We start from the raw sequence: 26,372 nt of genomic DNA on the forward strand, positions 1-26,372 counted from the left end.
TTTTGCATAAACACAACAATTGGTCATGATCCCGTTAATTACAGAACTATCCTGAACTATTTTATAAATAAAAGTACGAATGCCTCGGCAGAATCCTTTAATGCCAAAGTAAAGGCTTTTAGATCACAATTTAGGGGAGTCAGGAATACAGAATACTTCTTATATCGCTTGATTAAATTATATTCTTAAAATGGTAAAAACCCAGATTTTGGACTTGATCCAGGATTACCTCGATACTCTCGGTGATCCTGAAGTGGGGTCGGTGCTCAACAGCATCCGATACAGGCTATCGCCTGTCGGATTTTTTGTTTTCCCCAGTTTAAGTGCCGATGGCACTACACTGTTAAAAACAAAAAATCCGATCACAGTTTGTGATCGGATTTTCTTGGTCGGGGTGGCAGGATTCGAACCTGCGACCTCCGCGTCCCAAACGCGGCGCGATAACCGGGCTACGCTACACCCCGAAATGGTTACCCATTCATTCTTAATTAAAAAAAGCGGAGAGACAGGGACTCGAACCCTGGCGACAGTTACCCGTCGACAGATTAGCAATCTGCTCCGTTACCACTCCGGCACCTCTCCTTTATTTTTCAGAACTCGCATATCGGCTATGCGGTTGCAAATGTACTTGTTCATTCTCGATACCACAAGGTTTTCGCAAACTTTTTTTCACTTTTTTTCTACTCCGGATACTCAACCCTTAAGTGATAGATATTTACGAGTTTTTGCTTCAGTATTTTTTTTATCTGTTCAATCTCTTTTAGCGTAATATTGGCATTTAAAAATTGATTTGCCTGGACCTGTCCTTCTATTATTTTCTCTACAAATTCATCGATAACCAAAAAAGTTGGGTCTTTTAAACTCTTCGATGCCGCTTCTACCGAATCGGCCATCATCAAAATTGCCGTTTCTTTCGAAAAAGGAATAGGCCCTGGATACCTAAAATCTGCTTCATCCATTTCTCCGCCCAATTCTTTTTGCTTTTTATAGAAATAAAACACCAAAGAAGTTCCGTGGTGCGTCCGTATAAAGTCAATAACCCTATCGGGAACTTTGTTTCTTTGGGCAATTTCTATTCCCTGAATAACGTGATCGATGATAATCTTGGCCGCTTCTACAGGCTCCAGATCATCGTGAGGATTCACATTCGTAATTTGATTTTCCGTAAAATAGGTCGGATTGTTCATTTTCCCAATATCGTGGTACAAAGCACCTACCCTGACCAGCATAGCATTAGCCCCTATTTCATTTGCTGCCGCTTCGGCTAAATTGGCTACCTGAAGGGAATGATGAAAGGTTCCTGGTGCCTTATTGGACAACTCCTTTAATAATTTTGAATTGGTATCGGACAATTCCAACAAGGAAACGTCCGAGACTAGCCCAAAAATTTTTTCATAGATATAAATCATAGGCTGGACAAATAAAGTGATCATTCCGTTTAACAAGAAAAATCCAAAAGCAATCCATTGCATATCCTGTAAACTCCCTTCGTGAATCATGTGAAAAGCAAAATACCCTACAATATAAATTAAGGTTATCTGTCCTACAGAAATAAAGAGGTTAGCCCGCTTATACAGTTCAGAAACGGATAGTATGGTTACTATACCGGCCATAATCTGAAGAAAAATATATTCAAAACTATTTGGGACCACAAACCCTAGAATCAACACTGTTAACACGTGAACATAAAGTCCCAACCTAGCATCGAAAAATGTTTTCAGTATTAAAGGCAGAATACAAAGTGGTACCACAAATACATATGCATCATCGTATTTCACCACTAAAGTGGTAAAAAACACCATAAAAAGAATGTTTACTATAATGAAGGTTAACTTGGTATTGTCTTTAAAAATATCGTCACGATACCGTTTTAAAAATAAAAACAACATCATTAATACCAAGGCCACCAACACCGTATATCCAACCAGCACATAATACTGGTTATTTTCTCCCCACAATTCAGATTCGAATTCACCTTTAAGGGAATTTAGCAATCGTAAATCTTCCTCTTCAACAACTTCTCCTTTCGCTATAATGAGCTTCCCCTCATCTACGGTCCCCAAAGTGTAGGATATTTTGGAAAACTCATGGTCCAGTTCCTTTTTGGTCAAATTGGTATCCAAGCTAACATTTGGCCGAACTAGCGTGAAAAAAAGCTGCTGGAAGGCCTCCCTATAACCCGTCAGTCCATTTTGAGCGAGTTTTTTATCAACCACATCCGCAATGTCCGAAGGACTGTATATTTCATCGAAGCGCATTTTTATTGCTTCGTGGTTTTTTAACAAGTACAGATTATTTTTTTTTCGTTCGGTCTTAGCTAAGATTCCATTTTCATAAATGTCATCTAAAATTTCACGAGCTACTTTCCTTAAAAAAGGCAGTTGGTTAGCGGTGAATGTAGGCGGTTTAAAAACATCCTTGAATTGCTCTTCAAAAACACCGTGAACATCTTCGGCTATTTGGTTGTCATAGGCGTAATAGTCAATACGATTGTTAACAATAGCCACCTTCTCCTTAGAGACTTCATCTTCACTCTTATTGATAGAAAAATCGAACGGCGCGTAAAAGTTTTCGTACTGCCAAGGTTTCCCTTTTTGGTATTCATACTTAAACTTACCCCCTCTTGGGAAAAGAAATACTATTAAAAAAACAGATCCTATATAGAGAAAGTATTTATAAACCAGGGCCTGGTTTTTATATAGACTGTCCAAAAAAGTGCGCATATTGCTTGGATTATAAAATCAAAAATAGAAAAATATAAGCTCATATCGTTATTTTACTTCGACGACAGAACTTTTAACCATCAAAAAATATAAAAAGGAAATTACTACAAATGAACGACTTTCTTCACGGGCAATTTTAAAATGATAAAAAATATGGAATAATACCCTCTTGCTACCCTCGTTGCGCTTTAATTTATTAATTTCGTAAAATAAAAATAGACCTTCATGAAAGACGTAGTAATTGTTTCTGTCGCCAGAACCCCAATTGGCAGCTTTATGGGTGCTTTATCTTCTATAACAGCCCCCCAACTTGGAGCTATTGCCATTAAGGGAGCCTTGGAGAAAATCAATTTGGCCCCCACTTTAGTGGAAGAGGTTCTGATGGGGAATGTTGTACAGGCAGGTACTGGACAAGCCCCCGCAAGACAGGCCGCAATATACGCCGGTATTCCCAATACCGTTCCCTGCACTACCATTAACAAGGTATGTGCCTCTGGAATGAAAGCCGTAATGCAAGCTGCCCAAGCCATAGCTTTGGGAGATGCTGACATTGTGGTTGCCGGAGGAATGGAAAACATGAGTCTTATTCCACATTACGTTCATTTAAGAAATGGCCATAAGTTTGGCCCTAGTACTCTTATCGATGGGATGCAGAAAGATGGGCTGGTAGATGCCTATGACCAACAAGCTATGGGTACTTGTGCCGATGCCTGCGCCACGGAGTATAAATTCAGTAGGGAAGACCAAGATAATTATGCCATTCAATCTTATAAAAGATCGGCAGAAGCTTGGGCCGCAGGAAAGTTTACCCAAGAGATTGTTCCAGTTCCCGTTCCTCAAAGAAAAGGAGACCCTATCCTTGTTCAGGAGGACGAAGAATTTAAAAACGTTATCCTAGATAAAATTCCCAGCTTGCGACCTGCCTTTTCAAAAGACGGTACCGTAACGGCCGCCAACGCATCGACCATTAACGATGGCGCCGCAGCCCTGGTATTGATGAGCGCAGAAAAAGCCGCTGAATTGGAACTTACACCTTTGGCTACCATAAAAAGTTATGCCGATGCCGCCCACGAGCCACAATGGTTTACCACGGCCCCATCAAAAGCATTGCCGAAAGCATTGAACAAAGCTAATATTAGTATTAAAGAAGTTGATTATTTTGAATTTAACGAAGCATTCTCAGTAGTAGGTCTGGCCAATATGAAAATCCTTGGTCTTACCGATAAAAATGTTAACGTTAATGGAGGTGCAGTATCATTAGGACATCCTTTAGGGTGTTCCGGTGCTCGAATAATCATTACTTTACTAAGTGTTTTGGAACAAAAAAACGCAAAAATAGGTGCAGCAGCCATTTGTAATGGTGGTGGTGGAGCCTCAGCAATTATCATAGAAAGAAATTAACAAGCCCCTGCAAAGCACATCCATGCAATACGGTATTTGCCACCTAAGTATTATTCCTGTACGTTCAAGTGCGGACGACGCCGCCGAAATGGTATCACAACTATTATACGGCGAACATTTTAAAGTATTAGAACATCGAAAATTATGGAGTAAAATCCGAATTGCTTTTGATGGTTATGAAGGCTGGATCAGTAACCAGCAATACACCATGATCAGCGAAGGAGACTACTACCAGATAGAAGGCTCTGACGATATAAAAATAACATCAGAGCTCATCTCCTTTACAGAAAACAAACAAAATGTTCTGATCCCAATCGTATTGGGGTCTACCATTCAAAATGTTTGCTTATCGCATTACAAATTCGATGACTTTGGTGCTACCAACCACAAGAATAAAGAACAGTTAGTGCCCACCGCACTGCTTTATCTTAACGCTCCCTACTTATGGGGTGGAAAAACTTCCTTTGGAATAGATTGCTCCGGCCTTACCCAAATGGTCTATAAGATAAACGGATACAAACTGTTACGAGATGCCGCACAACAATCAACCCAAGGCGAAGCCTTAAGTTTCATTGAAGAAAGTGAACCCGGAGACCTCGCTTTTTTTGACAATAAGGATGGCATCATAGACCATGTGGGAATTATTATGGACAATAACTATGTAATTCATTGTCATGGAAAAGTGCGTATTGACCGCTTAGATCATACTGGTATATTTAATATAGAAGTAAACAATTATACTCATAAACTACGGGTCATTAAAAAGATTGTCTAGTCCTGAATAACCGATACAGATTATTGAAGGATTAAATTCAAATATGAAAGCTGGGCAAGAACCATATTGTTCAGCTTTTTTTATTGGTATTGTTATCTCTTCATTTTTTCATACAATATCTTCGTTGTCAATATATTACCGGATAAAGAAGGTCGCTTCGCCTTAATTATCTTTATAGCAACTAATCAAATTAAACTTGATATAAATATACGCATGCAAGTCTAGAGGATCAATATGTTAAAGGCTACCCCTTTTAACTCTTGTTTTTTAAGGCCATTTCCAAAGCCCTCATGGAACAGCCCGACCCTTGGCACGAGATGACAGGCAGGAAACGATCTCTTGGGCCACCAGGAGCTTAAAAGAAATGAAATACACTTTACATCCCACTGTTTCAGATATTTTCATTACACTAAGATTATAATGCATCCCTTTATTAGGACGGGACTATTGTATAAAAAAAGACCTTCGCAAAACGAAGGTCTTTTTTTATATCTCAATGCCCAAAAGCTATTCTTTCAACATTTTCTTTATACGCAAGAAATTATCGTTATCCCCTAAGGAATAATATATATTCTTCAATTGGGTTAGAATACCTTGATTGTCTGGGTTTAATTTTATGGCATCTTCTAAAATGATAGCACCATCACGGAACAAATCATCCTTTTGCTGCTTTAATTCGTCATATCTAGCAATATCCTTTTTTGAATTCCCTAAAGAGTTCATCTCGTCAATTAAACCATTTCCTTCATTTACATAGGTAGTAGAAAGATTTAACTGGGCATTTACATAACCAGGGTTAATTTCGATAGCCCTTCTATAAGCGTCTCTTGCCTCTTCAATATTCCCTTGCTCCATATTAATAACACCAATATTATAAAACAAATCTGGGTTATCAGGAGCTACTTCAGCTGCTTCGGCCATTAAGACTTTAAACTTGTCCTTATCACCTAATTTGTAATAAAGATTAGCTTCATTCAAAATCAAGTTAACATCATTAGGATCCTTGGCACGAGCATCTACATACGCCTCCAAAGCTTTTTCATCCTGTCCCAACTGTGTATAAATCAAAGCAATATTCTTAACGATTTCGGTAGTTTTAGAAGGTGTTTTTTCATCTTCAGGATCTTTATAAGCCCCAGATTTTACCATAAGCTCTCTTTGGGTTCTATCCATCTCCTCAACTTCTCCTGTAGCAACGTTCGTAGCCTTATAAACCACACCACTACCGTCGTACCCAAGATCTTTTAATTCGTTGTAATAAGCAAGAGCCTCCTCATAGTGCCCCCCGTTTACTGCGCTACTAGCAGCGTAGTACAAGTACACAGTATCCTGAGGACTCAAAGTATAGCTTAAATAAAGTTTCTCGGCACCTTCTTTAAACCTTTTATTATTGTTGTCCTCCACAGCAGCGTTTACCAAATCGGCCGTCATGGCAGCTAATTTCTGCTTGGCATCGGCACTGTATTTAGACTTTCCACTTTTCTCTTCTACTTCAACGACCTTTCTATAGGCCGTGATAGCCTCATCAAAAGCTCCTTCAGTACCTTTTTTTGCAAGACCGGCATAAGCATTCCCTTTCAGGAAAAAATACTGAGCCTGCATCTTAGCATCGGCACCGTTAATTAACGAAGCTGCGCCTTCCAGCGCTGTTTTTGCAGCCATTTCGTCTCCCGACCTTAAGGCCTTATCGGCTGCTTTAATCTCACTTTTCTGAGAAAATCCAGCGAACGTAAAAGACATCGCCGCTAAAACTATAAATTTTCTTTTCATTCTTTTAATATTTTTATTCTACTAATTGGATTTATATAATTACTCGGTTATTTCCGGACTATTATTATCAAGAGCCGTGCCATCTTCTTCCTTGGCACCCTCTTGAACAATGTTCTCGCCGTCAATTTGTGGCTCTTCCTTCATCACTTTGGCCACTGCTGCAATAGAATCGTTGCCTTTAATATTTATGAGTCGGACCCCTTGTGTAGCCCTTCCCATTACTCTTAAATCTTCGACACTCATTCTTATAGCAATACCTGATTTATTAATAATCATCAAATCGTCCGAATCGGATACATTTTTGATCGCCACAAGACCTCCGGTCTTTTCGGTTATAGAAATGGTTTTCACCCCTTTTCCTCCCCTATTGGTAATTCTATAATCTTCAATGCTCGAACGTTTTCCATAACCATTTTCAGAAACAACCAATATTTCCTCTTCTAAATCATTTACGGACACCATACCAATAACCTCATCGTTTTCGTGTGCTAAGGTAACCCCACGAACTCCGGAAGCATTTCTTCCCATTGGCCTGGTCTTTCCTTCTTCAAATCGAATGGCTTTACCAGATTTAAGCCCCAAGAAAATTTGACTGCTACCAGTGGTCAGTTTAGCCTCTAATAATTCGTCGTCTTCACGGATACCTATGGCGTTAATTCCATTTTGTCTCGGCCTAGAATACTGCTCCAAAGAGGTTTTCTTCACCATCCCTTTTTTGGTCGCCATTATCACGTAATGATTGTTTACATATTCCTCATCTTTTAAGTCCTGAGTACAGATAAAGGCTTTGACCATATCGTCGCTCTCAATATTGACAAGGTTTTGAATAGCACGTCCCTTAGAGGTTCTGCTTCCTTCCGGAATTTCAAAAACACGCATCCAATAACATTTTCCATTCTGGGTAAAGAACAACATATATTGATGGTTGGTCCCTACAAATAAATGCTCTAGGAAATCTTCATTTCTGGTCGATGACGCTTTTTGTCCTACACCACCTCTATTTTGGGTCTTGTATTCCGAAAGTGAGGTCCTTTTTATGTATCCGGCATGGGAAATAGTTATTACCACTTGTTCATCCGGAATCATATCTTCCATACTAAGATCACCACCGGCAAAATTGATTTCAGAACGACGGAGATCTCCGTATTTATCTTTAATCTCTAGAAGCTCGTCTTTAATGATCTGCATTCTACGCTCCTTTTTCTCTAAGATATCCTTTAAATCGGCTATGGTCTTAATGATTTCCTCGTACTCCGACCTTAGTTTATCCTGCTCCAGCCCAGTCAACTGACGTAAACGCATATCTACGATGGCCTTGGCTTGGATTTCACTAAGCTTAAAGCGCTCCATTAGACTTTCCCTAGCCGCATCGGCATTGGAAGAAGCTCTGATGATGGCAATCACCTCATCAATATTATCCGAAGCAATAATAAGCCCTTCTAGGATATGAGCCCTATCTTCTGCTTTTTTAAGCTCAAACTTGGTACGTCTAACCACTACTTCATGACGGTGTTCCACAAAGTAATGAATCATCTCCTTTACATTCAACAATTGAGGTCTTCCGTTTACCAATGCAATATTGTTTACACTGAAGGAAGCCTGTAGTGAAGTATATTTATATAAGGTATTTAAAACTATATTAGGAATAGCGTCTTTTCTAAGGATATAAACGATACGCATACCGTTTCTATCGGACTCGTCCCTTATTGTAGCAATTCCTTCGATCTTCTTTTCATTGACCAAGTCGGCAGTTTTCTTGATCATATCTGCCTTGTTGACCTGATATGGAATTTCGGTCACGACAATACAATCTCTTCCTTGTACCTCTTCAAAAGTAGCTTTTGCACGCATCACTACTCGACCTTTACCGGTATGGAATGCCTCCTTTACTCCATCATAACCATATATAATACCCCCTGTAGGAAAATCGGGAGCCTTTATATGGGTCATGATCTCATCTATTTCTATATCGTGATTGTCTATATAAGCAACCGTACCATCGACAACTTCAGAAAGATTGTGAGGCGGCATGTTCGTTGCCATCCCTACGGCAATACCAGAAGCACCGTTGATCAGCAAATTGGGCACCCTGGTAGGAAGCACTGTGGGTTCCTGTAAAGAATCATCAAAGTTCAACTGATGATCTACGGTATCCTTTTCTATATCTGCCAACATATCATCAGCAATCTTACGCATACGGGCCTCCGTATAACGCATAGCTGCAGGACTGTCACCGTCAATAGACCCAAAGTTACCTTGCCCATCTACCAACATATAACGCAAGCTCCATTCCTGGGCCATACGAACCATTGAATCATACACAGAGGTATCTCCGTGCGGATGGTACTTACCCAGAACCTCCCCGACGATACGGGCAGATTTCTTATGGGCACTGTTTGAGCGAACTCCCAATTCATGCATTCCAAACAAAACCCTTCTATGTACCGGCTTTAGACCATCCCTGACATCAGGTAGGGCACGTGACACAATGACCGACATTGAATAATCAATGTAGGCAGATTTCATTTCATCTTCAATGTTAATCGGAATTAATTTTTCTCCTTCTGCCATTTAAAATCTTCTGTTTATTTTTTAGTTAAAAAAGCACGACAATATACACAAAATCAAAGCCACAAACACTACTATAGCGCACTTTTCTTAAAAATTTATCAACACGACCTATCAGAATTTTAGTTCTAGATTTGACCGTCCATTTATTTGACAAATCTATTATTTTATAACTATTGAACAAAGTTTAAGAAATATAGGTACAGTATTTGCCCTATATTGATATAGATTTACTATTTTTAATGATGAAAGGATAATTTTATGGATGATAATTTTTCCCCTAGAGTAAAAGACGTAATTGCCTATAGCAAAGAAGAAGCCTTGCGATTAGGGCACGACTTCATTGGTACTGAGCACTTAATGTTAGGATTGCTCCGTGATGGGAACGGCAAGGCCATTAGCATATTGGATGCACTGGATGTCGACTTAGACCACCTTAGAAGAAAAGTAGAGATCTTGAGTCCAGCAAATCCGAATCCTGGCCTTTTGCAGAAAGACAAAAAAAACTTACACTTAACCAGGCAAGCAGAACGCGCCCTGAAAACGACATTTTTGGAGGCCAAGTTATTTCAAAGCCCTTCCATCAACACGGCTCATTTACTATTGTGCATATTGCGCAATGAAAATGATCCGACCACCAAGTTATTACACAGATTAAAGGTGGATTATGATGGAGTTAAAGAACAATTTAAATCTATGATAACAAGCGATGACGATTATATAGACGCACCTACCTCAGAGTCCTTCCCGAATGATTCAGATGACAGCACCGAAGAAAAGGACGATTCCTTCGGTGGAAGTACTTCTCAAAAAGGAAGTAAGAAATCCAAAACTCCAGTCTTGGACAATTTTGGACGCGATCTTACCAAAATGGCAGCAGAAAACAAATTAGACCCCGTTGTTGGCCGAGAAAAAGAAATAGAAAGGGTTTCTCAAATCCTCAGCCGAAGAAAAAAGAACAACCCTCTATTGATCGGTGAACCTGGCGTGGGTAAAAGCGCCATTGCAGAAGGCCTTGCCTTGAGAATCATCAACAAAAAGGTCTCTAGAATCCTATACAATAAAAGAGTAGTTACCCTTGATTTGGCTTCTTTGGTTGCTGGCACAAAATACCGTGGCCAGTTCGAAGAGCGAATGAAGGCGGTTATGAACGAGCTGGAAAAGAATAACGACGTTATTTTGTTTATTGACGAGATTCATACCATTGTTGGTGCCGGGGGCGCCACAGGAAGCCTCGATGCCTCCAATATGTTTAAACCCGCCTTGGCAAGAGGTGAAATTCAATGTATTGGTGCGACTACCTTGGACGAATACAGACAATATATCGAAAAAGATGGAGCCCTTGAAAGAAGATTCCAAAAGGTTATTGTTGAACCGACCACAGTACAGGAAACTATAGAAATTCTTAATAATATTAAGCAAAAATACGAGGACCATCACAATGTTATTTATACCGATGAAGCCATAATCGCTTGTGTAAAGCTTACCAACAGATATATGACTGATAGGTTTTTACCAGACAAGGCTATAGATGCATTGGATGAATCTGGCTCAAGAGTCCACATTGTAAACATGGATGTGCCTAAACAAATCCTAGATCTAGAAAAGCAATTGGAAGATGTGAGGATTCTTAAGAATACCGTGGTTAAAAAGCAAAAGTATGAAGAGGCTGCAAAACTGCGAGATGATGAAAAAAGAATAGAAAAAGACTTAGCTATTGCCCAGGAAAAATGGGAAGAAGACAGCAAGCTTCACAAAGAAACCGTTACCGAAGACAATGTTGCAGACGTCGTTTCTATGATGAGCGGTATTCCCGTGAACAGAATTGCACAAACAGAAAGCAATAAACTGGCAGAACTACCTCAACTGATAAGAAACAATGTCATTGGACAAAATGAGGCGGTTGTGAAAGTAACTAAGGCCATTCAAAGAAACCGCGCAGGCCTAAAAGACCCGAACAAACCTATCGGTTCCTTTATATTTTTAGGCCAAACCGGGGTTGGAAAAACACAATTGGCAAAAGTATTGGCAAAAGAATTATTCGACTCAGAGGATGCACTGATCCGCATTGATATGAGTGAGTACATGGAGAAATTTGCCATATCGAGGCTCGTTGGTGCACCTCCGGGATATATCGGATATGAAGAAGGCGGACAATTGACGGAAAAAGTACGTCGCAAACCTTATTCAGTTATCCTGTTGGACGAGGTAGAAAAAGCGCATCCCGATGTGTTTAATATGCTGCTCCAAGTCTTGGATGATGGATTCTTAACCGATAGCCTAGGCAGAAAAATCGATTTTAGAAATACGATTATTATCATGACCTCTAATATTGGTGCTAGACAATTGAAAGATTTTGGACAAGGAGTAGGTTTTGGAACCTCTGCCAAAAAAGCACAAGCCGACACCTACCAAAAAAGCGTCATTGAAAACGCCTTGAAAAAAGCTTTTGCACCAGAATTCCTTAACAGGATAGACGATGTTATCGTATTCAACGCCTTAGAAAGAGAAGATATTCATAAAATCATCGATATCGAACTTAACAAACTGTTCGCTAGAATAAACGATATCGGGTACAACCTTCAGCTTTCCGACAAGGCTAAAGATTATATTGCCGAAAAAGGTTTTGACAAAGAGTACGGGGCTAGACCTTTAAAAAGAGCTATTCAAAAATATATTGAAGATGCCCTTGCCGAAGAAATTGTAAACTCAAACCTTAATGAAGGGGACACCATCATTATGGATCTAAACGAAGAGAAGCAAGAACTTACTATTAAAATTGACAAAGGAGAGAAGTCCTCCAAAGCATAAAATCATTTTTAATAACTCAAAAAATGGAGTAGCCGTTGGCTACTCCATTTTTTTTACCCCACCGTTTTTAGTTTTCCGTGATTGTATAAAACACTCCTCAAGCACCCGTATACACCCATTATTAGGTTTTTAATCTAATAATTTTTACGGTCCATTTTCGAAATCCTACTTTCGACTCAGACACTATATAAAATACTGTACATGAACAGCGGACAATCTAAAAACGGATTAGTCGTTAAAGAATACATGCTAGAATCTGGACTAGTAAAAGTATATAACGATTATGTCATTTCAATTTTTAACGAAGGAACTACTATTACCCTGGAACGACTCCTACAATTGCTCCGAATTATGGAAATTCAATATGAAAACAAAAACTTTGGCTATATCAGTATCCGCAAAAACTCTTACGCCATCGACCCCATGATCTATAGCTACCTAAGGGAACTAGATTGCCTTAAAGCCTTTGCCATTGTGTCTGTCAAGGAAATCGACATGTATAATTTTAATATTGAAAAACTGTTCTATAAAAAACCGATGAAATTTTTCATCGATCAAGAAAATGCCCTTACATGGGTAAAGCGAAGGATAAGGTCCTGATCTGCTCCTGTACAAAAAAGCGAGCCTAGTTCTCTCCTGTTTAGGACTTCGCCTCTTCTACTTCTTCCTGCTCTTTCTCTTGTTTTGGTTGCGGCACATAAAACAAATCTAAATAAGCCTTCCCAATACACTCTATGATCCCAGAAGCCGTTAAGGCCTCATATCCGCAATCTTCCACGGCAATATCGCCAGCTTTTCCATGTAAATAGACTCCAAAAACAGCCGCTAATGATGACGCATACCCTTGCGCAATTAATCCTGTTATAACTCCGGTCAACACATCGCCACTACCCGCCGTTGCCATTCCTGGGTTCCCTGTTGAATTTATATAACCAATACCCTTATATATCACCATTGAATGAGCTCCCTTTATTACCAAGACAATATTGTACTTGTTTGAAAACATCTTTGCCTTTTTCAATTTCTCAAAATCATCCTTCCAAGGTCCGATCAACCTTTCCAACTCCTTAGGGTGGGGAGTGAGCACTGAATCTGCCGGCAGTAATTTTAGCAGGCTCTTGTTTTTCGACAATATATTTAAGGCATCTGCATCGACCACCAAAGGCGATTTATTATGTTTTAAAAAAGCTGTAAAGGCTTTTGTGGTCGTTTCAGAAACCCCTAAACCTATGCCAATACCAATAACACTAGGCACAATGTCAAAGGTAATATCGATCAGCTCCTTTTCTCCTTGGTCGACAACCACCATGGCTTCCGCGAGAGAGGTTTGCATCGGAATATAACCACAACTAGGCACATAACTAGTCACCAAGCCACTACCGGCTTTTAAACATGCCTTGGCCGATAAAATCACTGCGCCTATTTTACCATAGCTCCCTCCAATAATTAATGAATGACCATAAGTACCTTTATGCGAAAATTTGTTTCTGGGAAGATACATTGGCACCACCTCACTTTTACCCATCAATTCGTATTGCGTTGGCAAACCCGATAAAAACTCCATATCCAATCCTATATCCAAGATCTCCCATTGCCCAATATTAACACCGGTTTCGGGCAAGAAAAACACAAGTTTTGGCGCCTGAAAACTCAATACATGGTTCGCTTTTATAATCCCTGCGGTATTATCCACTCCCGTTTCCATAAATAAACCGGAAGGAAGGTCTATAGAAAGAATGAAGGCGCTGGAGGCATTTAAATACTCTATTAAATTCACCACCCATTGGTCTGGCGCCCTATTTAAACCAATCCCAAAAATAGCATCGACTATAACATCATTTTTATCAATGGCCGGAAATTCAGATACATGATTCAGAAAATTAGGCCAGACTTTTCGATCTTGCAACCGGTTTAAATTAATCAGAAAATCCTTAGAGCGTTTTTCACTATAATTCACCACGTGCACCGCTATATTATAACCGTGCTCCTGCAGATGACGTGCCAAAGCAATACCATCTCCCCCGTTATTTCCTATCCCGCAAAACAAATGAACCTTTACAGGTGCTCCCTGCATTCTTAAATGCATCCAATTAAAAATCTGAACGGCAGCACGCTCCATAAGCATCTCGCTTTCAATGTTCTGCTTTTCAATTGTGAATTTATCAGCATCGTAGATTTGTTGCGCATTAAAAATCTTCATATCGTATTTTTTTAGGACAATAATTACCAATAATGTAAAAATAGAAACGATCCTTTGATTCGTTACTCAAAAATACTACTTTTGATTCTTTATCCGCAACATGATAGTAAACAATTCGGACATCCTAAAATTCTACGCTCCTATAGTAATTGGTACAATTACCACTACTACTATTGGTACCACCACCCCTTTGGGGTAATCTACTATATATTCGTCCGTCCATATTTTTTTTTCTAAAAAAACGTTTACCTTTTTCTTTAAAACCAACAACCATGAAAGTTCTAAAATTCGGGGGCAGTTCTGTTGCGAATGCCCAAAATATCAGTTTAATAAAAAATATTATCGCCCCTATTAATAGGGATAAAACCATAATAGTCGTTTCTGCTTTGGGGGGTATAACAGACCTATTACTTCAAACTGCACAACTAGCTTCTATCCAAGACAAGAGTTATACGTCTATTTTCTTGGAGATAGAGAACAGGCATTTACAGACTATTAAGGAATTAATTCCTATTCACCAGCAAAGCAAGGTCCTAAGCAAGGTTAAGAGTGAATTAAATATCTTGGAAACACTTTTAGAGGGCGCCTTTTTAATTGGAGAAATAACCCCTAAACTTTCGGATAAGATTGTGAGTTACGGAGAGCTGTTATCGTCTTATATTATCAGTGAGTATTTTATTTCTGAAGGTATAGACACTGCCCATACGGATAGTAGACAACTAATAAAAACCAATAACCATTACGGCAAAGCAATAGTCAATTACAACATCACCAATGATAATATTGCCAAACATATTCAGGAATGTCCTCACCAAATTATTGTTTTGGGAGGCTTTATCGCTTCTTCCATTAAGGGCGATTCTACAACCCTAGGTCGCGGTGGTTCTGATTATACGGCAGCAATCGTTGCCAATGCCATTGATGCGGAAGTGTTAGAAATATGGACCGATGTCAGTGGTTTATACACTGCAAACCCAAAGATTGTAAAACAAGCCAAGGCCATTCCCCACATTTCTTATGAAGAAGCTATGGAACTGTCGCATTTTGGCGCTAAAGTTTTATATCCTCCAACCATACAACCAGTCCTTTCCAAGGGTATCAACATTGTTATAAAAAATACATTTGCCCCTGATGCTGCCGGTACTTTAATCACTAAAAACCAAAATCGTTCCGGAAAAACAGTTAGGGGAATAAGTCATGTAGAACAAATAGCGCTACTCTCCTTAGAAGGATCGGGAATGGTAGGGATCCCTGGAATATCAAAACGTTTTTTTGAGGTACTTTCCCAAGCTGGAATAAGTGTGGTTATGATTACCCAAGCCTCTTCTGAACACTCTATCTGCATAGGGATCTCTGACCAAGATACCGACTTGGCCGTTGAAATTATAAACGACGCCTTTTCCCATGAGATATCCTTGGGCAAAATAAAACCAGTAATCGCCGAAAAAGAATTGGCCATTATAGCATTAGTAGGCGACAATATGAAAAGCCACCAAGGCCTTAGCGGCAAAATGTTCAGTACCCTAGGAAAAAACAACGTAAACATAAGAGCCATTGCTCAAGGCGCTTCTGAACGTAATATCTCTGCCGTGATTAAAAAAGACGATGTAAAAAAAGCATTGAATAGCTTACATGAAGAATTCTTTGAAGAAAATGTAAAGCAATTAAACCTTTTTGTGATGGGCGTGGGGAATGTAGGTTCTAAATTAATGAACCAAATACAGCTTCAAAAGAAATACTTAAAGGAAAAACTTAGACTCAATATTAGGGTTATTGGAATCGCAAACTCCCGTAAAATGGTTTTTAATGAGGATGGCATTTCTCTAAAAAACTGGGAAGAGGCCCTGAGCAATGGTCAGTCAACCGATAAGGATCTTTTCTTTCAGACCATTAAAAACCTCAACTACCGAAACAGTATTTTTGTAGATAACACTGCTAGTGCCGAGGTATCCAAAACGTACAATACCTACCTTAGAAACAGCATTTCTATTGTCACCTGTAATAAAATCGCCTGCTCTTCGGATTTTAACAATTACCAGGAACTAAAAGATTTGGCACGTCAATACAATGCTCCTTTTTTGTTCGAAACCAATGTAGGCGCTGGACTCCCTATTATAGACACCCTAAAAAACCTGATGGCCTCTGGAGATAAGATCCTTAAAATACAAGCGGTACTCTCTGGAAGTCTAAATTTTGTATTCAACAATTTTAACGACAAGACCACTTTTCACGACGTGGTAAAGGAAGCTCAGGAACAGGGATATACAGAACCAGATCCTACCATAGATTTAAGCGGCATAGACGTTATGAGAAAAATATTAATTCTAGCCAGGGAAAGCGGGAATGAATTAAATATTGACGACATAGTGAATACCCCCTTTCTTCCGAAGGAAAGCCTAGACACTAACAATAACGAGGATTTCTTTGCTTCTTTAGTAAAACACGAGGAGTCTTTCCAAAAAATGTATGCCGAAGCTTCCAAAGCAGATTGCAAGCTTAAATATGTGGCCCAATTTGAGAATGGAAAAGCTAGCGTAGGCTTGCAACACATTCCTAAAGGACACGATTTTTATAACTTGGAAGGCAGTGATAATATTGTTTTGTTTTTTACCGAAAGATACCCTAACCAACCGATGATCATTAAGGGTGCTGGGGCTGGGGCCGATGTTACGGCTTCCGGAATTTTTGCGGACATCATTAGAATTGGTAATTTTTAAAACACGACTCCTAGCATGAAAAACGAAATAAAAGTATTTTGCCCAGCTACCATAGCCAATATCTCTTGTGGTTTTGATGTCTTAGGACTAGCCTTGGATGCTGTGGGCGACGAGATGGTAGTTCGTAAAACGGCGCAAAAAGGTATCCGGATCGTACAACTTACAGGGCAAGACCTTCCCATGGAAACCCATCAGAATGTTGCCGGGGTGGCTGGTTTGGCCTTATTGGCCGAAAGCGATTACGATGGCGGTTTTGATATAGAGATCTATAAAAAAATAAAAGCAGGAAGCGGTATAGGAAGCAGTGCCGCGAGCTCAACGGGGGCTGTTTGGGCCATGAACCAATTGCTAAACAAGCCTTTTTCTAATTTAGAATTGGTAAAATTTGCCATGGAAGGGGAACGGTTAGCGAGCGGGGTCGCCCATGCAGATAATGTAGCCCCTGCCCTATTTGGTGGCTTTACCTTGGTAAGAAGCTACGAACCATTGGATATTGTTAAAATCCCAAACCCTGAAGAGCTGTACGCTACGGTTATTCACCCACAAATAGAAGTAAAGACCTCGGACTCTAGGCGTATCCTAAAAACCACCATATCGCTGGAAGACGGGATTAAGCAATGGGGGAATGTTGGCGGGCTGATCGCAGGTTTGTTTACCAATGATTATGAATTGATAGGTAGATCTTTAGTAGACCACATCGTAGAACCTATACGTTCTATTTTAATTCCCGGCTTTGACAAAGTAAAGGAAGAAGCTATCAATGCCGGGGCCCTTGGCTGTGGAATTTCTGGATCGGGCCCCTCAATTTTTGCTTTGAGCAAAGGAGCACAAACCGCCCAAGAAGTAGCCGATGCCATGCGTAAAGTATATCAAAAAATTGGCATTGAATACGATATCCATGTATCCAAAATAAACGCGGAAGGTATTAGGGAAATCTAAAAAGCAGGATAACGGTATTCAATATTTATTTCTTTATAGAACACCGTGTATGAAGGTCGATAAGGCTAGAATAAAATCTATATAAAGAATAGACACCCTAAAGAAAGTCAACTGTACACATAAAATATAGAGGAGAAAAAAAAAGCCCCTATCAAAGACAATAACATTTAAAACCAACTGACCGAGAAATTTTAATTTCTGAACAGTGATTCTAATCCAATCTTATGAAATATTACAGCCTCAATAAACAAGCGCCAAACGTATCCTTCAAAGAAGCGGTGATAAAAGGAATTGCCCCAGACCGCGGACTTTATTTTCCTGAGTCTATCACTCCCTTACCGACCTCCTTTTTCGAAAATATAGAAAACCTCTCTAAACACGAGATTGCCTTTACCGCTATTAAACAATTTACCGGCGACGAGCTCCCCGACCCTGTATTAAGAGAAATTCTCGAAGATGTATTAGATTTTGATTTCCCGCTTGTGGAAATTGAGGACCAAGTGGCTTCTTTGGAACTTTTTCACGGGCCTACCATGGCCTTTAAAGATGTAGGTGCCCGATTTATGGCCAAGTGCTTAGGGTACTTTTCCCAGAAAACCACCAACGAAGTCACGGTGCTAGTAGCCACCTCCGGCGACACCGGTGGTGCTGTAGCGAACGGATTTTTAGGTGTTGATGGTGTTAAGGTCGTAATTCTATATCCTAGTGGAAAGGTCAGTGATATTCAGGAAAGACAATTGACCACTCTAGGACAAAATATAACCGCCCTAGAGGTCGATGGCACCTTTGACGATTGCCAACACATGGTGAAAACAGCCTTTTTAGACCAGGAACTGACCGCTGAAATGCAACTTACCTCTGCCAATTCTATAAATGTTGCCCGGTGGCTTCCCCAACTGTTCTATTTCCTGTTTGCGTATAAACAAGCGAAAAGCAAAGGAAAGGAAATTGTCTTTTCCGTCCCTAGTGGGAATTTTGGAAATATATGCGCCGGAATTATGGCTCAGCGATTGGGAATGCCCTGCAAACAGTTTGTGGCGGCGACCAATATAAACGATATTGTGCCCAATTTTATGAAAACCGGAACCTATACTCCAAAACCTTCTCAAGCTACCATTTCCAACGCCATGGATGTTGGGGATCCTAGTAACTTTATAAGGATAAGACATTTGTTCCAAGATAATTTTGATGCCTTATCCAATAATTTATCATCCTATTCCTTTACTGATAAAGAAACCAAGCAAGCCATGCTGAAAATCTATACGGACTTTAATTATGTGGCCGATCCACATGGTGCCGTAGGGTATTTGGGTTTGAAAAAATACCAGGAAAAACAACCGAACACCTATGGCATTTTTCTAGAAACCGCCCATCCTGTTAAATTTTTAGATGTCGTGGAAGATACCATTACTGAAAAAATAGCCCTTCCCAAACAAATAGCAATGCTTATGGATAAAAAGAAAAAATCTATTAAGATCTCGGAGTATGGGGAATTAAAGACTTTTCTCTTAAACAAATAAATAAAAACATTAAGGATTCTCCCTTTTTGTCATTTCCAAGGGACTGATAAGCCTCCTAAAACCATCTTGTATTTTTAGGGGGCTTGCTTTTTTTATATCCTCTCCTTCCACGCAATCGGCCCCTAGCATATATTGTAGGGCTATAGAAATTTTGCTCAATTTGGCTATACTTGTTCGACCCCTAAAACAGTGTTCTATTTGTTCTATATTCTGCGTTAGGGACCGCGGCGGCATCCCCGCAGCGGAGCAAGGGATATAGACAAGGCCCCGCCCGACGAAGGAGGGAACGCCCAAACCACAACACCATCAGCCATACTATTTCTCAAAGGCCGTTTATAGCTTTTATACCCTCAAAAATATAATTTTTACAAAACAACATGGAATGATTTTTACACATCGATTAATTTTCGATATTTTTACCGCTTAATCCAATGAAATGAAAAACACAGCACTAACGAATACACACCAAGCCCTAGGCGCTAAAATGGTTCCTTTTGCAGGATACAATATGCCCGTTTCTTATGAAGGCATTAATATAGAACATGAAACCGTACGTAAGGGTGTTGGCGTTTTTGATGTTTCCCATATGGGGGAATTTTTAATTTCCGGTCCTAAGGCCCTAGATTTAATACAGAAAGTATCTTCTAACGACGCCTCTAAAATGGCTGTTGGCAAGGCACAATACAGCTGTCTACCTAATGAAACTGGTGGTGTTGTAGACGATTTAATCATCTACAAAATGAAGGAAGACCAGTATTTGTTAGTTGTAAATGCTTCTAACATTGATAAAGACTGGGCCCATATTAGCAAATACAATGAAGAATTTGGTGCAGAAATGCGCAATATTTCTGACGAATATTCCCTTTTGGCGATTCAAGGACCTAAGGCGGTGGAAGCGATGCAACCCTTATCCTCTATTGACCTAGCGGCCATTAAATTTTACTCTTTTGAGGTAGCCGACTTTGCAGGTATTGATAATGTGATTATTTCTGCCACCGGATATACCGGTTCTGGGGGATTTGAAATCTACTGTAAAAACGAGGATGTACAACAGGTCTGGGATAAAGTTTTTGAGGCCGGTGCTTCTTTTGACATAAAACCTATTGGCTTAGCCGCAAGGGATACCCTAAGATTAGAAATGGGGTATTGCCTTTACGGTAATGATATTAGCGATACGACTTCTCCTTTAGAGGCTGGTCTGGGATGGATTACTAAATTCACCAAGGATTTTGTGAACAGCGAGGCACTTGCAAAAGAGAAAGAAGAGGGCCCAAAGCGAAAATTAATTGCTTTTGAATTGGACGAAAAAGGCATTCCAAGACACGATTATGATATTGTAGATGCTGAAGGAAATACCATTGGAATCGTTACTTCCGGAACCATGTCCCCCTCCTTAGGAAAAGGAATTGGCTTAGGGTATGTTCCTGCGGCAACAGCACAAATAGGCACTAAAATCTATATCCAAGTTAGAAAAAAAGCCCTTCAGGCAACCATCGTAAAACCGCCATTTTATAAGGCCTAATAAAAAAACTAAGCGATTGGTAAAGGAGGTACCGCTCAAATACATTTTGGTTTGTGCAGTACTTCCTTTTCTTTTTTATGGGGATGCCTTATTCCTAATCAAAACTTTATAATAACGATATAACAATTGGCGAAAAAGTACAATTGAACACCAGCAGTAGTGTAGCCAATTAATTTATATCCACATTTTTCTTAACTACCTTTGTAGCAATACGATTTTACGCAAACCTAAAAGTGCAAAAAAGAAGCAGATTGAATGAATAGAATACTAATTTTAGGCGCTAGTGGCTTTATAGGAAATACTATTTATAAAGAACTAAGTTCCTATTACGAGACCTATGGTACTTATTATTCTTCCAGAAAAACTTTTGAGCAAAACAAAATGTTTTTGAGATACGACTTGGAAGAGGACGATATTTATGACATTTTAGATAAGGTAAAACCTTCGATCATTATTTCGGCCCTTAGAGGAAACTTTCCTGCTCAGATTACGGCGCACCAGCATATGGTAGAGTATATTCTAAGAAATGACTGCAAATTGTTTTTTATTTCCTCTGCCAATGTTTTTGATGCTTATAGCCAATACCCGTCCTACGAGAACGACAAAACCCTATCCCTAAGCATTTATGGCAGGTTTAAAATAAAGATAGAAAACATGTTATTGCGGATTTCCAGCAGCAAAATGGCAATCATAAGATTGCCTATGGTCTTTGGAAATGCCTCGCCGAGAATAAAGGAAATAAAAAATGCGTTGACCCATAAAGACCCCATTGAAGTTTTCCCGAACCTTATTATTAATGTTACCGATGACGACAAGGTTACCCAGCAAATCCACTATCTCATAAATCACAAAAAAACGGGTGTTTTTCATCTGGGAAGCATAGATTTAATTCATCATGAAGACTTTATAAAAGAAATAGTGGCACGAATGGGCAATTATCATCCTATATACAAACGGGTATTTACCACCAATGAAGACCGGTATTTGGCTGTTCTCCCTAAAACAAACACCCTCCCCAATCACCTTCAATTCCATTGTCAAGATATTATCGATCACCACATATTTAGTTAATAAGTAGTATCTTAATATTGTTTTTATAATTTAAATAAAAAGCCATGAAAAATTTATCGGATCAAGAAATAGAAAAACAATTAGCCGACCTGGAAGGTTGGGAATATGAAAACTTTGCTTTGGAAACTACCTTTGAATTCAAAAATTTCAAGGAAGCTTTTTCGGTAATGACCCGCATCGCCTTTGAATGCGAGGCTTTAAACCATCACCCGGACTGGAGTAATGTTTATAACACTTTACATATACGATTATCTACCCACGACACCAATGGGGTAACGGAAAAAGACTTTAAACTAGCACACCGAATAGAAGAAATAATTGTAAGTGAATAAGCTAACTTCTTGTGACGGCGATAAAAATTATTAATTTTGTTCCAAATCACTCTAATATACTAACAAATGGGAAGAGCTTTTGAATTTAGAAAAGCGCGTAAAATGAAAAGATGGTCGGCAATGTCCAAAGCCTTTACCCGTATTGGTAAAGATATTGTCATGGCCGTTAAAGAAAGTGGTCCTGATCCGGACTCAAATTCTAGGCTAAGGGCCGTTATTCAGAATGCCAAGGCTGTCAACATGCCTAAGGATAATATCGAAAGAGCTATTAAAAGAGCCAGCGATAAAAATCTAGGGGATTATAAAGAAGTTTTGTTCGAAGGTTATGCCCCCCATGGTATTGCTATTTTAGTAGAAACCGCCACTGACAACAACACTAGAACCGTTGCCAATGTTCGCAGTTACTTTAACAAATGTAATGGTAGCCTAGGGACCTCTGGTTCTGTAGAGTTTTTATTTGACCATACCTGTAATTTCCGTATTAACGGGGAAGGTTTAGATCCTGAGGAGCTAGAATTGGAAATGATTGACTTTGGTGCAGAAGAAGTTTTTGCCGATGACGATGGCGTTATGATTTATGCTCCCTTCGAAAGCTTTGGCGCAATCCAAAAGGAGCTGGAATCTAGGGGATTGGAAATCCTATCCTCTGGATTTGAAAGAATTCCTCAGATCACCAAACAACTGACCGAAGAACAAGCAGCAGATGTTGAGAAGCTCTTGGAAAAGATAGAAGAGGACGATGATGTACAGAACGTATATCACACCATGCAAGAATAATTAAAAAGGGCTATTGAAAATTCAATAGCCCTTTTTAATTTAATCAACCGTGAAACTTAATGCTGGCACCTTGCCTTTAACTCCTTTAAAAAAGCTTTTATACTTTATAAAATCGGCTTCCTTATCGGCTGTCGGATACTGGGGTTCCGAAATTTTTATTTCCTTCTTTCCATAGTCAAAGGCTACCAATACAATAGGTACTTGTGCCATTTTGGCGATATAATAAAATCCGGTTTTCCAATCTGTCACCTTTTTACGGGTACCTTCAGGAGAAAGGGCCAATCTAAATTTTTGTCTTGCTTGAAATACGGCTGCCGTGGCCTTTACCGTATCATTATTTTTACTTCTGTCGATGGGTACACCACCCATCCAACGGAAATACCAGCCGAAAGGCGGTTTAAACAAACTCTTTTTTCCGATATAATTAATTTCCTCATCCATAACCCTGCGCACCAAAAGCCCTAGAAAAAAATCGTGCCAGCTTGTATGGGGCACTACAATGATGACACACTTATCTACCTTGTGAAGTCCACCTATAAGTTTCCATCCCAAGAGTTTAAAATAAATCCATTTTGCAAGGGTCTGCATACGCTGTTAGTTTTTGTATGAAACAAAACCTTCACTCTAGGCCAATACAAGGCGGGCTTCCTTTTTAATACCGCCAAGACTATCCATAGTGAAGTTATATTTTTTGATAAATATTTTTTAATTTCTCGGCTGTAATCGCCGTTTTCCAATCCGTTCCAATAGCATTCTCCCACAATGGTTCTAGACTTAAGGCTACTTTTATCATGACTTCAAATTGGGCATCTGTTAATTGACTACAGATTCCTTTTGGCAAGACAATTTGATGTTTTTGAATTATTTCCTTAAAAACAGCCACACCATCGGGATAAAACTCTTCTAAATATTGAAACACCAAACAGTTCCCAATCCCGTGACGGACACCTAATACGTACGATAATCCATAGCTCATAGCGTGAGCCACGCCAACTTGAGAATACGCAATACTCATACCTCCGTGCCATGAGGCCATCATTAATTTATCTCTGGAATCTGATTCTTCTATATCGGATAAATACACTTGCTTACATAAATCGAGTGCCTTTTCTCCATAACTTTCACTAAATGCATTTAAAAAGGTCCCATTTAAGGATTCTATACAATGGATAAAACAATCCATCCCAGTATAAAACCACTGTTCCTTAGGCACTCCTTGTGTTAAATCGGGATCTAAGACCACCTGATCAAAAGGGGTAAAATCTGAATTAATCCCCAATTTTCTTTCTGGCCCCAACAGTACGGTCGTTCTGGAAACCTCTGCCCCGGTACCGCTAATAGTAGGGATCCCCACATGGTATATTGCAGGCTTTTGTACCAAATCCCACCCTTGATAATCGGAAGCCGACCCTTTATTGGTCAACATTATAGCCACTGCCTTTGCCAAATCTAACAAAGTACCACCTCCAATACCTACAATTCCAGAAGGAAGCGCATCAAAGTCGAGTTTTATTTTTTGCACCAAAGCATCTACCTGCTCTGTCTTGGGCTCCTCTTCCGAGGATATAAATATAATCTGGTCATTAAAAATAGCGGGAATCCTAGTGCTTAAGGGGGCCCCTTCAAAAACATCGTCGACCAAGAAAATCACCGGTGCCTCGGAGTTTATCCGTTTGGGCATTAATATTTCTCCCAGCTGATCGAAACTCCCTGTACCAAAAACCACCCTTGGTACCATGGGGAAATTTCTATGTTTTTTTCTTTTCACGACTGGACTCACGGCAGGAGCGCTATTTTTAAATGATTCCATAGATCTATTTTAAATATTTTAATATGTCTGTAATGACATTTAAGGTCTGATGGCTGTTATCATGATCTTCTTGTCTGACTTCCTCGTGTTGCCAAGTGGTATGAAATGGAATATGAACCGCCTTCGCCCCAATATTAAGCAACGGCAAAACATCTGATTTTAAAGAATTCCCAATCATTAAAAATTCGTCACTCGGAATTCCTAAATGCTCTAGTAGATTCTTATAATTATCCTCCTTTTTATCACTCAACACCTCTACATGATGAAAATAACTTGACAAGCCCGACTTTTCCAATTTTCGTTCTTGATCCAACAAATCTCCTTTGGTCAATACAATCAAACGATATTTATCTTTTAAAGCTAATAAAACTTCTTCAACCCCATCTAACAATTCTACCGGATGGGACAACATTTCTTTCCCCAGATTCAATATTTCTTGAATCGTTGTTTGGGAAACTTTATTATTGGATAAATCCAAGGCCGATTCTATCATAGAGAGCATAAACCCCTTGATACCATAGCCATATAGTTCCAGGTTTTTTATTTCTGTTTTAAAGAGCTCTTGGTCAATCTGATTCTTGGTCTCGTATTGGTCCAACAAATTAGCAAACTTCTCTTCGGTGTCTCTAAAATAGGTTTCGTTTACCCATAGCGTATCATCGGCATCAAAACCTATCACCTTTATATTGCTATAATCTATTTCCATACTTTTATGGCTTTTTCCAAATCCTCGGGAGTGTCTATTTCTATACCTGTTACATTGGTCTCTACCATTTTAATTTTCTTTCCGTATTCTAAATACCGAATGGCCTCTATTTTTTCAGTGGCCTCTAACATCAACATGGGCAATTTTTGAAAATCCATCAAGGCACTTTTCCTAAATGCATAGATCCCTTTGTGTTTAAAGTAAGTAGTAGCCACATTTTTATCTCTGGGATAAGGAATCGGTGAGCGAGAAAAATACAGCGCAAAACTCTGGTTATCTACGATGACCTTTACCGTATTAGGGTTGTTAATCTCCTCCCAATCGGTGATTTTGGTCATCAGGGATGCCAGGTCTATAACCTTGTCAGGGTCATCTTTAAAAACTTCGATCACCCCAGCCAAACTTTTCCTATCGGTAAAGGGCTCGTCTCCCTGAACGTTTACTATTATATCGACGTCCATAGCGGCCACCGCTTCGGCAATCCTATCGCTCCCACATTCGTGTTCTTTCTGGCTCATAATGGCTTTTCCGCCATTGGCAACAATGGTATCGTATATAATGGTACTATCGGTAACCACGTATACTTCCTGAAAAAGGCCTGTATTTACAGCTGCCTCATAGGTTCTCAGAATTACAGGTTTCCCAACTAAATCCTGCATTAGTTTTGCAGGAAATCTGGATGCGGCATATCGGGCCGGTATCATTGCTATGATTTTCACTAGAAAATTAT

At 39.5% G+C, this 26,372-nt stretch carries 20 protein-coding genes and 2 tRNA genes; 12 read left to right on the forward strand and 10 right to left on the reverse strand.

Annotated features, from left to right (window positions below):
• Positions 1-189, forward strand: a 189-nt coding sequence (locus BUA16_RS15515) for a transposase (RefSeq protein ID WP_245795579.1), incomplete at its 5' end; no start/stop codon positions are given.
• Positions 190-386: 197 nt separating this feature from the next.
• Here BUA16_RS15515 and BUA16_RS15520 read toward each other — a convergent pair.
• The 3 genes from BUA16_RS15520 to BUA16_RS15530 form a co-directional block, all read right to left on the reverse strand.
• A tRNA-Pro gene (locus BUA16_RS15520) sits at positions 387-464 on the reverse strand.
• Between the two features lie 34 nt (positions 465-498).
• Positions 499-582 (reverse strand) — tRNA-Ser (locus BUA16_RS15525).
• Between the two features lie 98 nt (positions 583-680).
• Positions 681-2,723, reverse strand: a complete 2,043-nt coding sequence (locus BUA16_RS15530) for an HD family phosphohydrolase (RefSeq protein WP_072765662.1) — start codon at positions 2,721-2,723, stop codon at positions 681-683.
• A gap of 225 nt (positions 2,724-2,948) precedes the next feature.
• On the opposite strand from BUA16_RS15530, the gene BUA16_RS15535 reads away from it, so the two are divergent.
• Positions 2,949-4,124 carry an acetyl-CoA C-acyltransferase gene (locus BUA16_RS15535; protein ID WP_072765663.1) on the forward strand — a complete coding sequence of 392 codons (1,176 nt, stop codon included), beginning with the start codon at positions 2,949-2,951 and terminating at the stop codon, positions 4,122-4,124.
• Between the two features lie 22 nt (positions 4,125-4,146).
• Positions 4,147-4,899 carry a C40 family peptidase gene (locus tag BUA16_RS15540; RefSeq protein WP_072765664.1) on the forward strand — a complete coding sequence of 251 codons (753 nt, stop codon included), beginning with the start codon at positions 4,147-4,149 and terminating at the stop codon, positions 4,897-4,899.
• 507 nt (positions 4,900-5,406) lie between these two features.
• On the opposite strand, the gene BUA16_RS15545 is transcribed toward BUA16_RS15540, so the two are convergent.
• Both BUA16_RS15545 and gyrA read right to left on the reverse strand, forming a co-directional pair.
• On the reverse strand, positions 5,407-6,669 hold the full coding sequence (locus BUA16_RS15545) for a tetratricopeptide repeat protein (RefSeq protein WP_072765665.1): 1,263 nt from the start codon (positions 6,667-6,669) through the stop codon (positions 5,407-5,409).
• Between the two features lie 39 nt (positions 6,670-6,708).
• Complete coding sequence (gyrA, locus tag BUA16_RS15550) at positions 6,709-9,240, reverse strand: DNA gyrase subunit A (RefSeq protein ID WP_072765666.1); 2,532 nt, start codon at positions 9,238-9,240, stop codon at positions 6,709-6,711.
• A 258-nt stretch (positions 9,241-9,498) separates the two neighbouring features.
• Between gyrA and BUA16_RS15555 the strand changes: the two genes are divergently transcribed.
• Positions 9,499-12,048, forward strand: a complete 2,550-nt coding sequence (locus BUA16_RS15555) for an ATP-dependent Clp protease ATP-binding subunit (RefSeq protein WP_072765667.1) — start codon at positions 9,499-9,501, stop codon at positions 12,046-12,048.
• Positions 12,049-12,249: 201 nt separating this feature from the next.
• On the forward strand, positions 12,250-12,648 hold the full coding sequence (locus tag BUA16_RS15560) for an STAS/SEC14 domain-containing protein (RefSeq protein WP_072765668.1): 399 nt from the start codon (positions 12,250-12,252) through the stop codon (positions 12,646-12,648).
• 40 nt (positions 12,649-12,688) lie between these two features.
• On the opposite strand, the gene BUA16_RS15565 is transcribed toward BUA16_RS15560, so the two are convergent.
• On the reverse strand, positions 12,689-14,248 hold the full coding sequence (locus tag BUA16_RS15565; protein WP_072765669.1) for a bifunctional ADP-dependent NAD(P)H-hydrate dehydratase/NAD(P)H-hydrate epimerase: 1,560 nt from the start codon (positions 14,246-14,248) through the stop codon (positions 12,689-12,691).
• A 272-nt stretch (positions 14,249-14,520) separates the two neighbouring features.
• Here BUA16_RS15565 and thrA point away from each other — a divergent pair, with 272 nt between their 5' ends.
• The 7 genes from thrA (at position 14,521) to BUA16_RS15605 (ending at position 23,126) form a co-directional block, all read left to right on the forward strand.
• Entirely contained in the window at positions 14,521-16,965 is a 2,445-nt protein-coding gene (gene thrA / locus BUA16_RS15570; RefSeq protein WP_072765670.1) for a bifunctional aspartate kinase/homoserine dehydrogenase I, read from the forward strand.
• Positions 16,966-16,980: 15 nt separating this feature from the next.
• Positions 16,981-17,904 carry a homoserine kinase gene (locus BUA16_RS15575; RefSeq protein WP_072765671.1) on the forward strand — a complete coding sequence of 308 codons (924 nt, stop codon included), beginning with the start codon at positions 16,981-16,983 and terminating at the stop codon, positions 17,902-17,904.
• A 224-nt stretch (positions 17,905-18,128) separates the two neighbouring features.
• A complete protein-coding gene (gene thrC, locus BUA16_RS15580) occupies positions 18,129-19,424 on the forward strand; it encodes a threonine synthase (protein ID WP_072765672.1) in 1,296 nt (431 codons plus the stop codon).
• Between the two features lie 436 nt (positions 19,425-19,860).
• Entirely contained in the window at positions 19,861-20,946 is a 1,086-nt protein-coding gene (gene gcvT / locus BUA16_RS15590) for a glycine cleavage system aminomethyltransferase GcvT (protein WP_072765674.1), read from the forward strand.
• A 255-nt stretch (positions 20,947-21,201) separates the two neighbouring features.
• Positions 21,202-22,017: a sugar nucleotide-binding protein gene (locus BUA16_RS15595; protein WP_072765675.1), complete on the forward strand. Its 816-nt coding sequence runs from the start codon at positions 21,202-21,204 to the stop codon at positions 22,015-22,017.
• A gap of 44 nt (positions 22,018-22,061) precedes the next feature.
• On the forward strand, positions 22,062-22,349 hold the full coding sequence (locus BUA16_RS15600) for a 4a-hydroxytetrahydrobiopterin dehydratase (protein ID WP_072765676.1): 288 nt from the start codon (positions 22,062-22,064) through the stop codon (positions 22,347-22,349).
• A 66-nt stretch (positions 22,350-22,415) separates the two neighbouring features.
• Positions 22,416-23,126, forward strand: coding sequence for a YebC/PmpR family DNA-binding transcriptional regulator (locus tag BUA16_RS15605; RefSeq protein ID WP_072765677.1), 711 nt, complete (start codon positions 22,416-22,418; stop codon positions 23,124-23,126).
• Positions 23,127-23,165: 39 nt separating this feature from the next.
• Here BUA16_RS15605 and BUA16_RS15610 read toward each other — a convergent pair whose 3' ends face one another.
• From BUA16_RS15610 to kdsB, 4 genes are all read right to left on the reverse strand, one after another.
• Entirely contained in the window at positions 23,166-23,714 is a 549-nt protein-coding gene (locus tag BUA16_RS15610) for a 1-acyl-sn-glycerol-3-phosphate acyltransferase (RefSeq protein WP_072765678.1), read from the reverse strand.
• A gap of 94 nt (positions 23,715-23,808) precedes the next feature.
• Complete coding sequence (locus tag BUA16_RS15615; protein ID WP_072765679.1) at positions 23,809-24,936, reverse strand: iron-containing alcohol dehydrogenase family protein; 1,128 nt, start codon at positions 24,934-24,936, stop codon at positions 23,809-23,811.
• 4 nt (positions 24,937-24,940) lie between these two features.
• Complete coding sequence (locus BUA16_RS15620; protein WP_072765680.1) at positions 24,941-25,642, reverse strand: HAD family hydrolase; 702 nt, start codon at positions 25,640-25,642, stop codon at positions 24,941-24,943.
• Entirely contained in the window at positions 25,633-26,346 is a 714-nt protein-coding gene (gene kdsB / locus BUA16_RS15625; RefSeq protein ID WP_178338901.1) for a 3-deoxy-manno-octulosonate cytidylyltransferase, read from the reverse strand. The genes BUA16_RS15620 and kdsB overlap by 10 nt, the downstream gene beginning before the upstream one ends.
• Positions 26,347-26,372: the final 26 nt, after the last annotated feature.

This window comes from Arenibacter nanhaiticus, from assembly GCF_900141935.1.
GTDB lineage: Bacteria > Bacteroidota > Bacteroidia > Flavobacteriales > Flavobacteriaceae > Arenibacter > Arenibacter nanhaiticus.

Bases quoted from the DNA above. Each gene is read 5' to 3' on its own strand.
- gcvT (WP_072765674.1), top strand. From the start codon at position 19,861: ATGAAAAACACAGCACTAACGAATACACACCAAGCCCTAGGCGCTAAA.
- BUA16_RS15540 (WP_072765664.1), top strand. From the start codon at position 4,147: ATGCAATACGGTATTTGCCACCTAAGTATTATTCCTGTACGTTCAAGT.
- BUA16_RS15620 (WP_072765680.1), bottom strand. From the start codon at position 25,642: ATGGAAATAGATTATAGCAATATAAAGGTGATAGGTTTTGATGCCGAT.
- BUA16_RS15610 (WP_072765678.1), bottom strand. From the start codon at position 23,714: ATGCAGACCCTTGCAAAATGGATTTATTTTAAACTCTTGGGATGGAAA.
- gyrA (WP_072765666.1), bottom strand. From the start codon at position 9,240: ATGGCAGAAGGAGAAAAATTAATTCCGATTAACATTGAAGATGAAATG.
- BUA16_RS15595 (WP_072765675.1), top strand. From the start codon at position 21,202: ATGAATAGAATACTAATTTTAGGCGCTAGTGGCTTTATAGGAAATACT.
- BUA16_RS15530 (WP_072765662.1), bottom strand. From the start codon at position 2,723: ATGCGCACTTTTTTGGACAGTCTATATAAAAACCAGGCCCTGGTTTAT.
- kdsB (WP_178338901.1), bottom strand. From the start codon at position 26,346: ATGATACCGGCCCGATATGCCGCATCCAGATTTCCTGCAAAACTAATG.
- BUA16_RS15535 (WP_072765663.1), top strand. From the start codon at position 2,949: ATGAAAGACGTAGTAATTGTTTCTGTCGCCAGAACCCCAATTGGCAGC.
- BUA16_RS15545 (WP_072765665.1), bottom strand. From the start codon at position 6,669: ATGAAAAGAAAATTTATAGTTTTAGCGGCGATGTCTTTTACGTTCGCT.
- BUA16_RS15615 (WP_072765679.1), bottom strand. From the start codon at position 24,936: ATGGAATCATTTAAAAATAGCGCTCCTGCCGTGAGTCCAGTCGTGAAA.
- thrC (WP_072765672.1), top strand. From the start codon at position 18,129: ATGAAATATTACAGCCTCAATAAACAAGCGCCAAACGTATCCTTCAAA.
- BUA16_RS15600 (WP_072765676.1), top strand. From the start codon at position 22,062: ATGAAAAATTTATCGGATCAAGAAATAGAAAAACAATTAGCCGACCTG.
- BUA16_RS15555 (WP_072765667.1), top strand. From the start codon at position 9,499: ATGGATGATAATTTTTCCCCTAGAGTAAAAGACGTAATTGCCTATAGC.
- BUA16_RS15575 (WP_072765671.1), top strand. From the start codon at position 16,981: ATGAAAAACGAAATAAAAGTATTTTGCCCAGCTACCATAGCCAATATC.
- BUA16_RS15560 (WP_072765668.1), top strand. From the start codon at position 12,250: ATGAACAGCGGACAATCTAAAAACGGATTAGTCGTTAAAGAATACATG.
- BUA16_RS15565 (WP_072765669.1), bottom strand. From the start codon at position 14,248: ATGAAGATTTTTAATGCGCAACAAATCTACGATGCTGATAAATTCACA.
- BUA16_RS15605 (WP_072765677.1), top strand. From the start codon at position 22,416: ATGGGAAGAGCTTTTGAATTTAGAAAAGCGCGTAAAATGAAAAGATGG.
- thrA (WP_072765670.1), top strand. From the start codon at position 14,521: ATGAAAGTTCTAAAATTCGGGGGCAGTTCTGTTGCGAATGCCCAAAAT.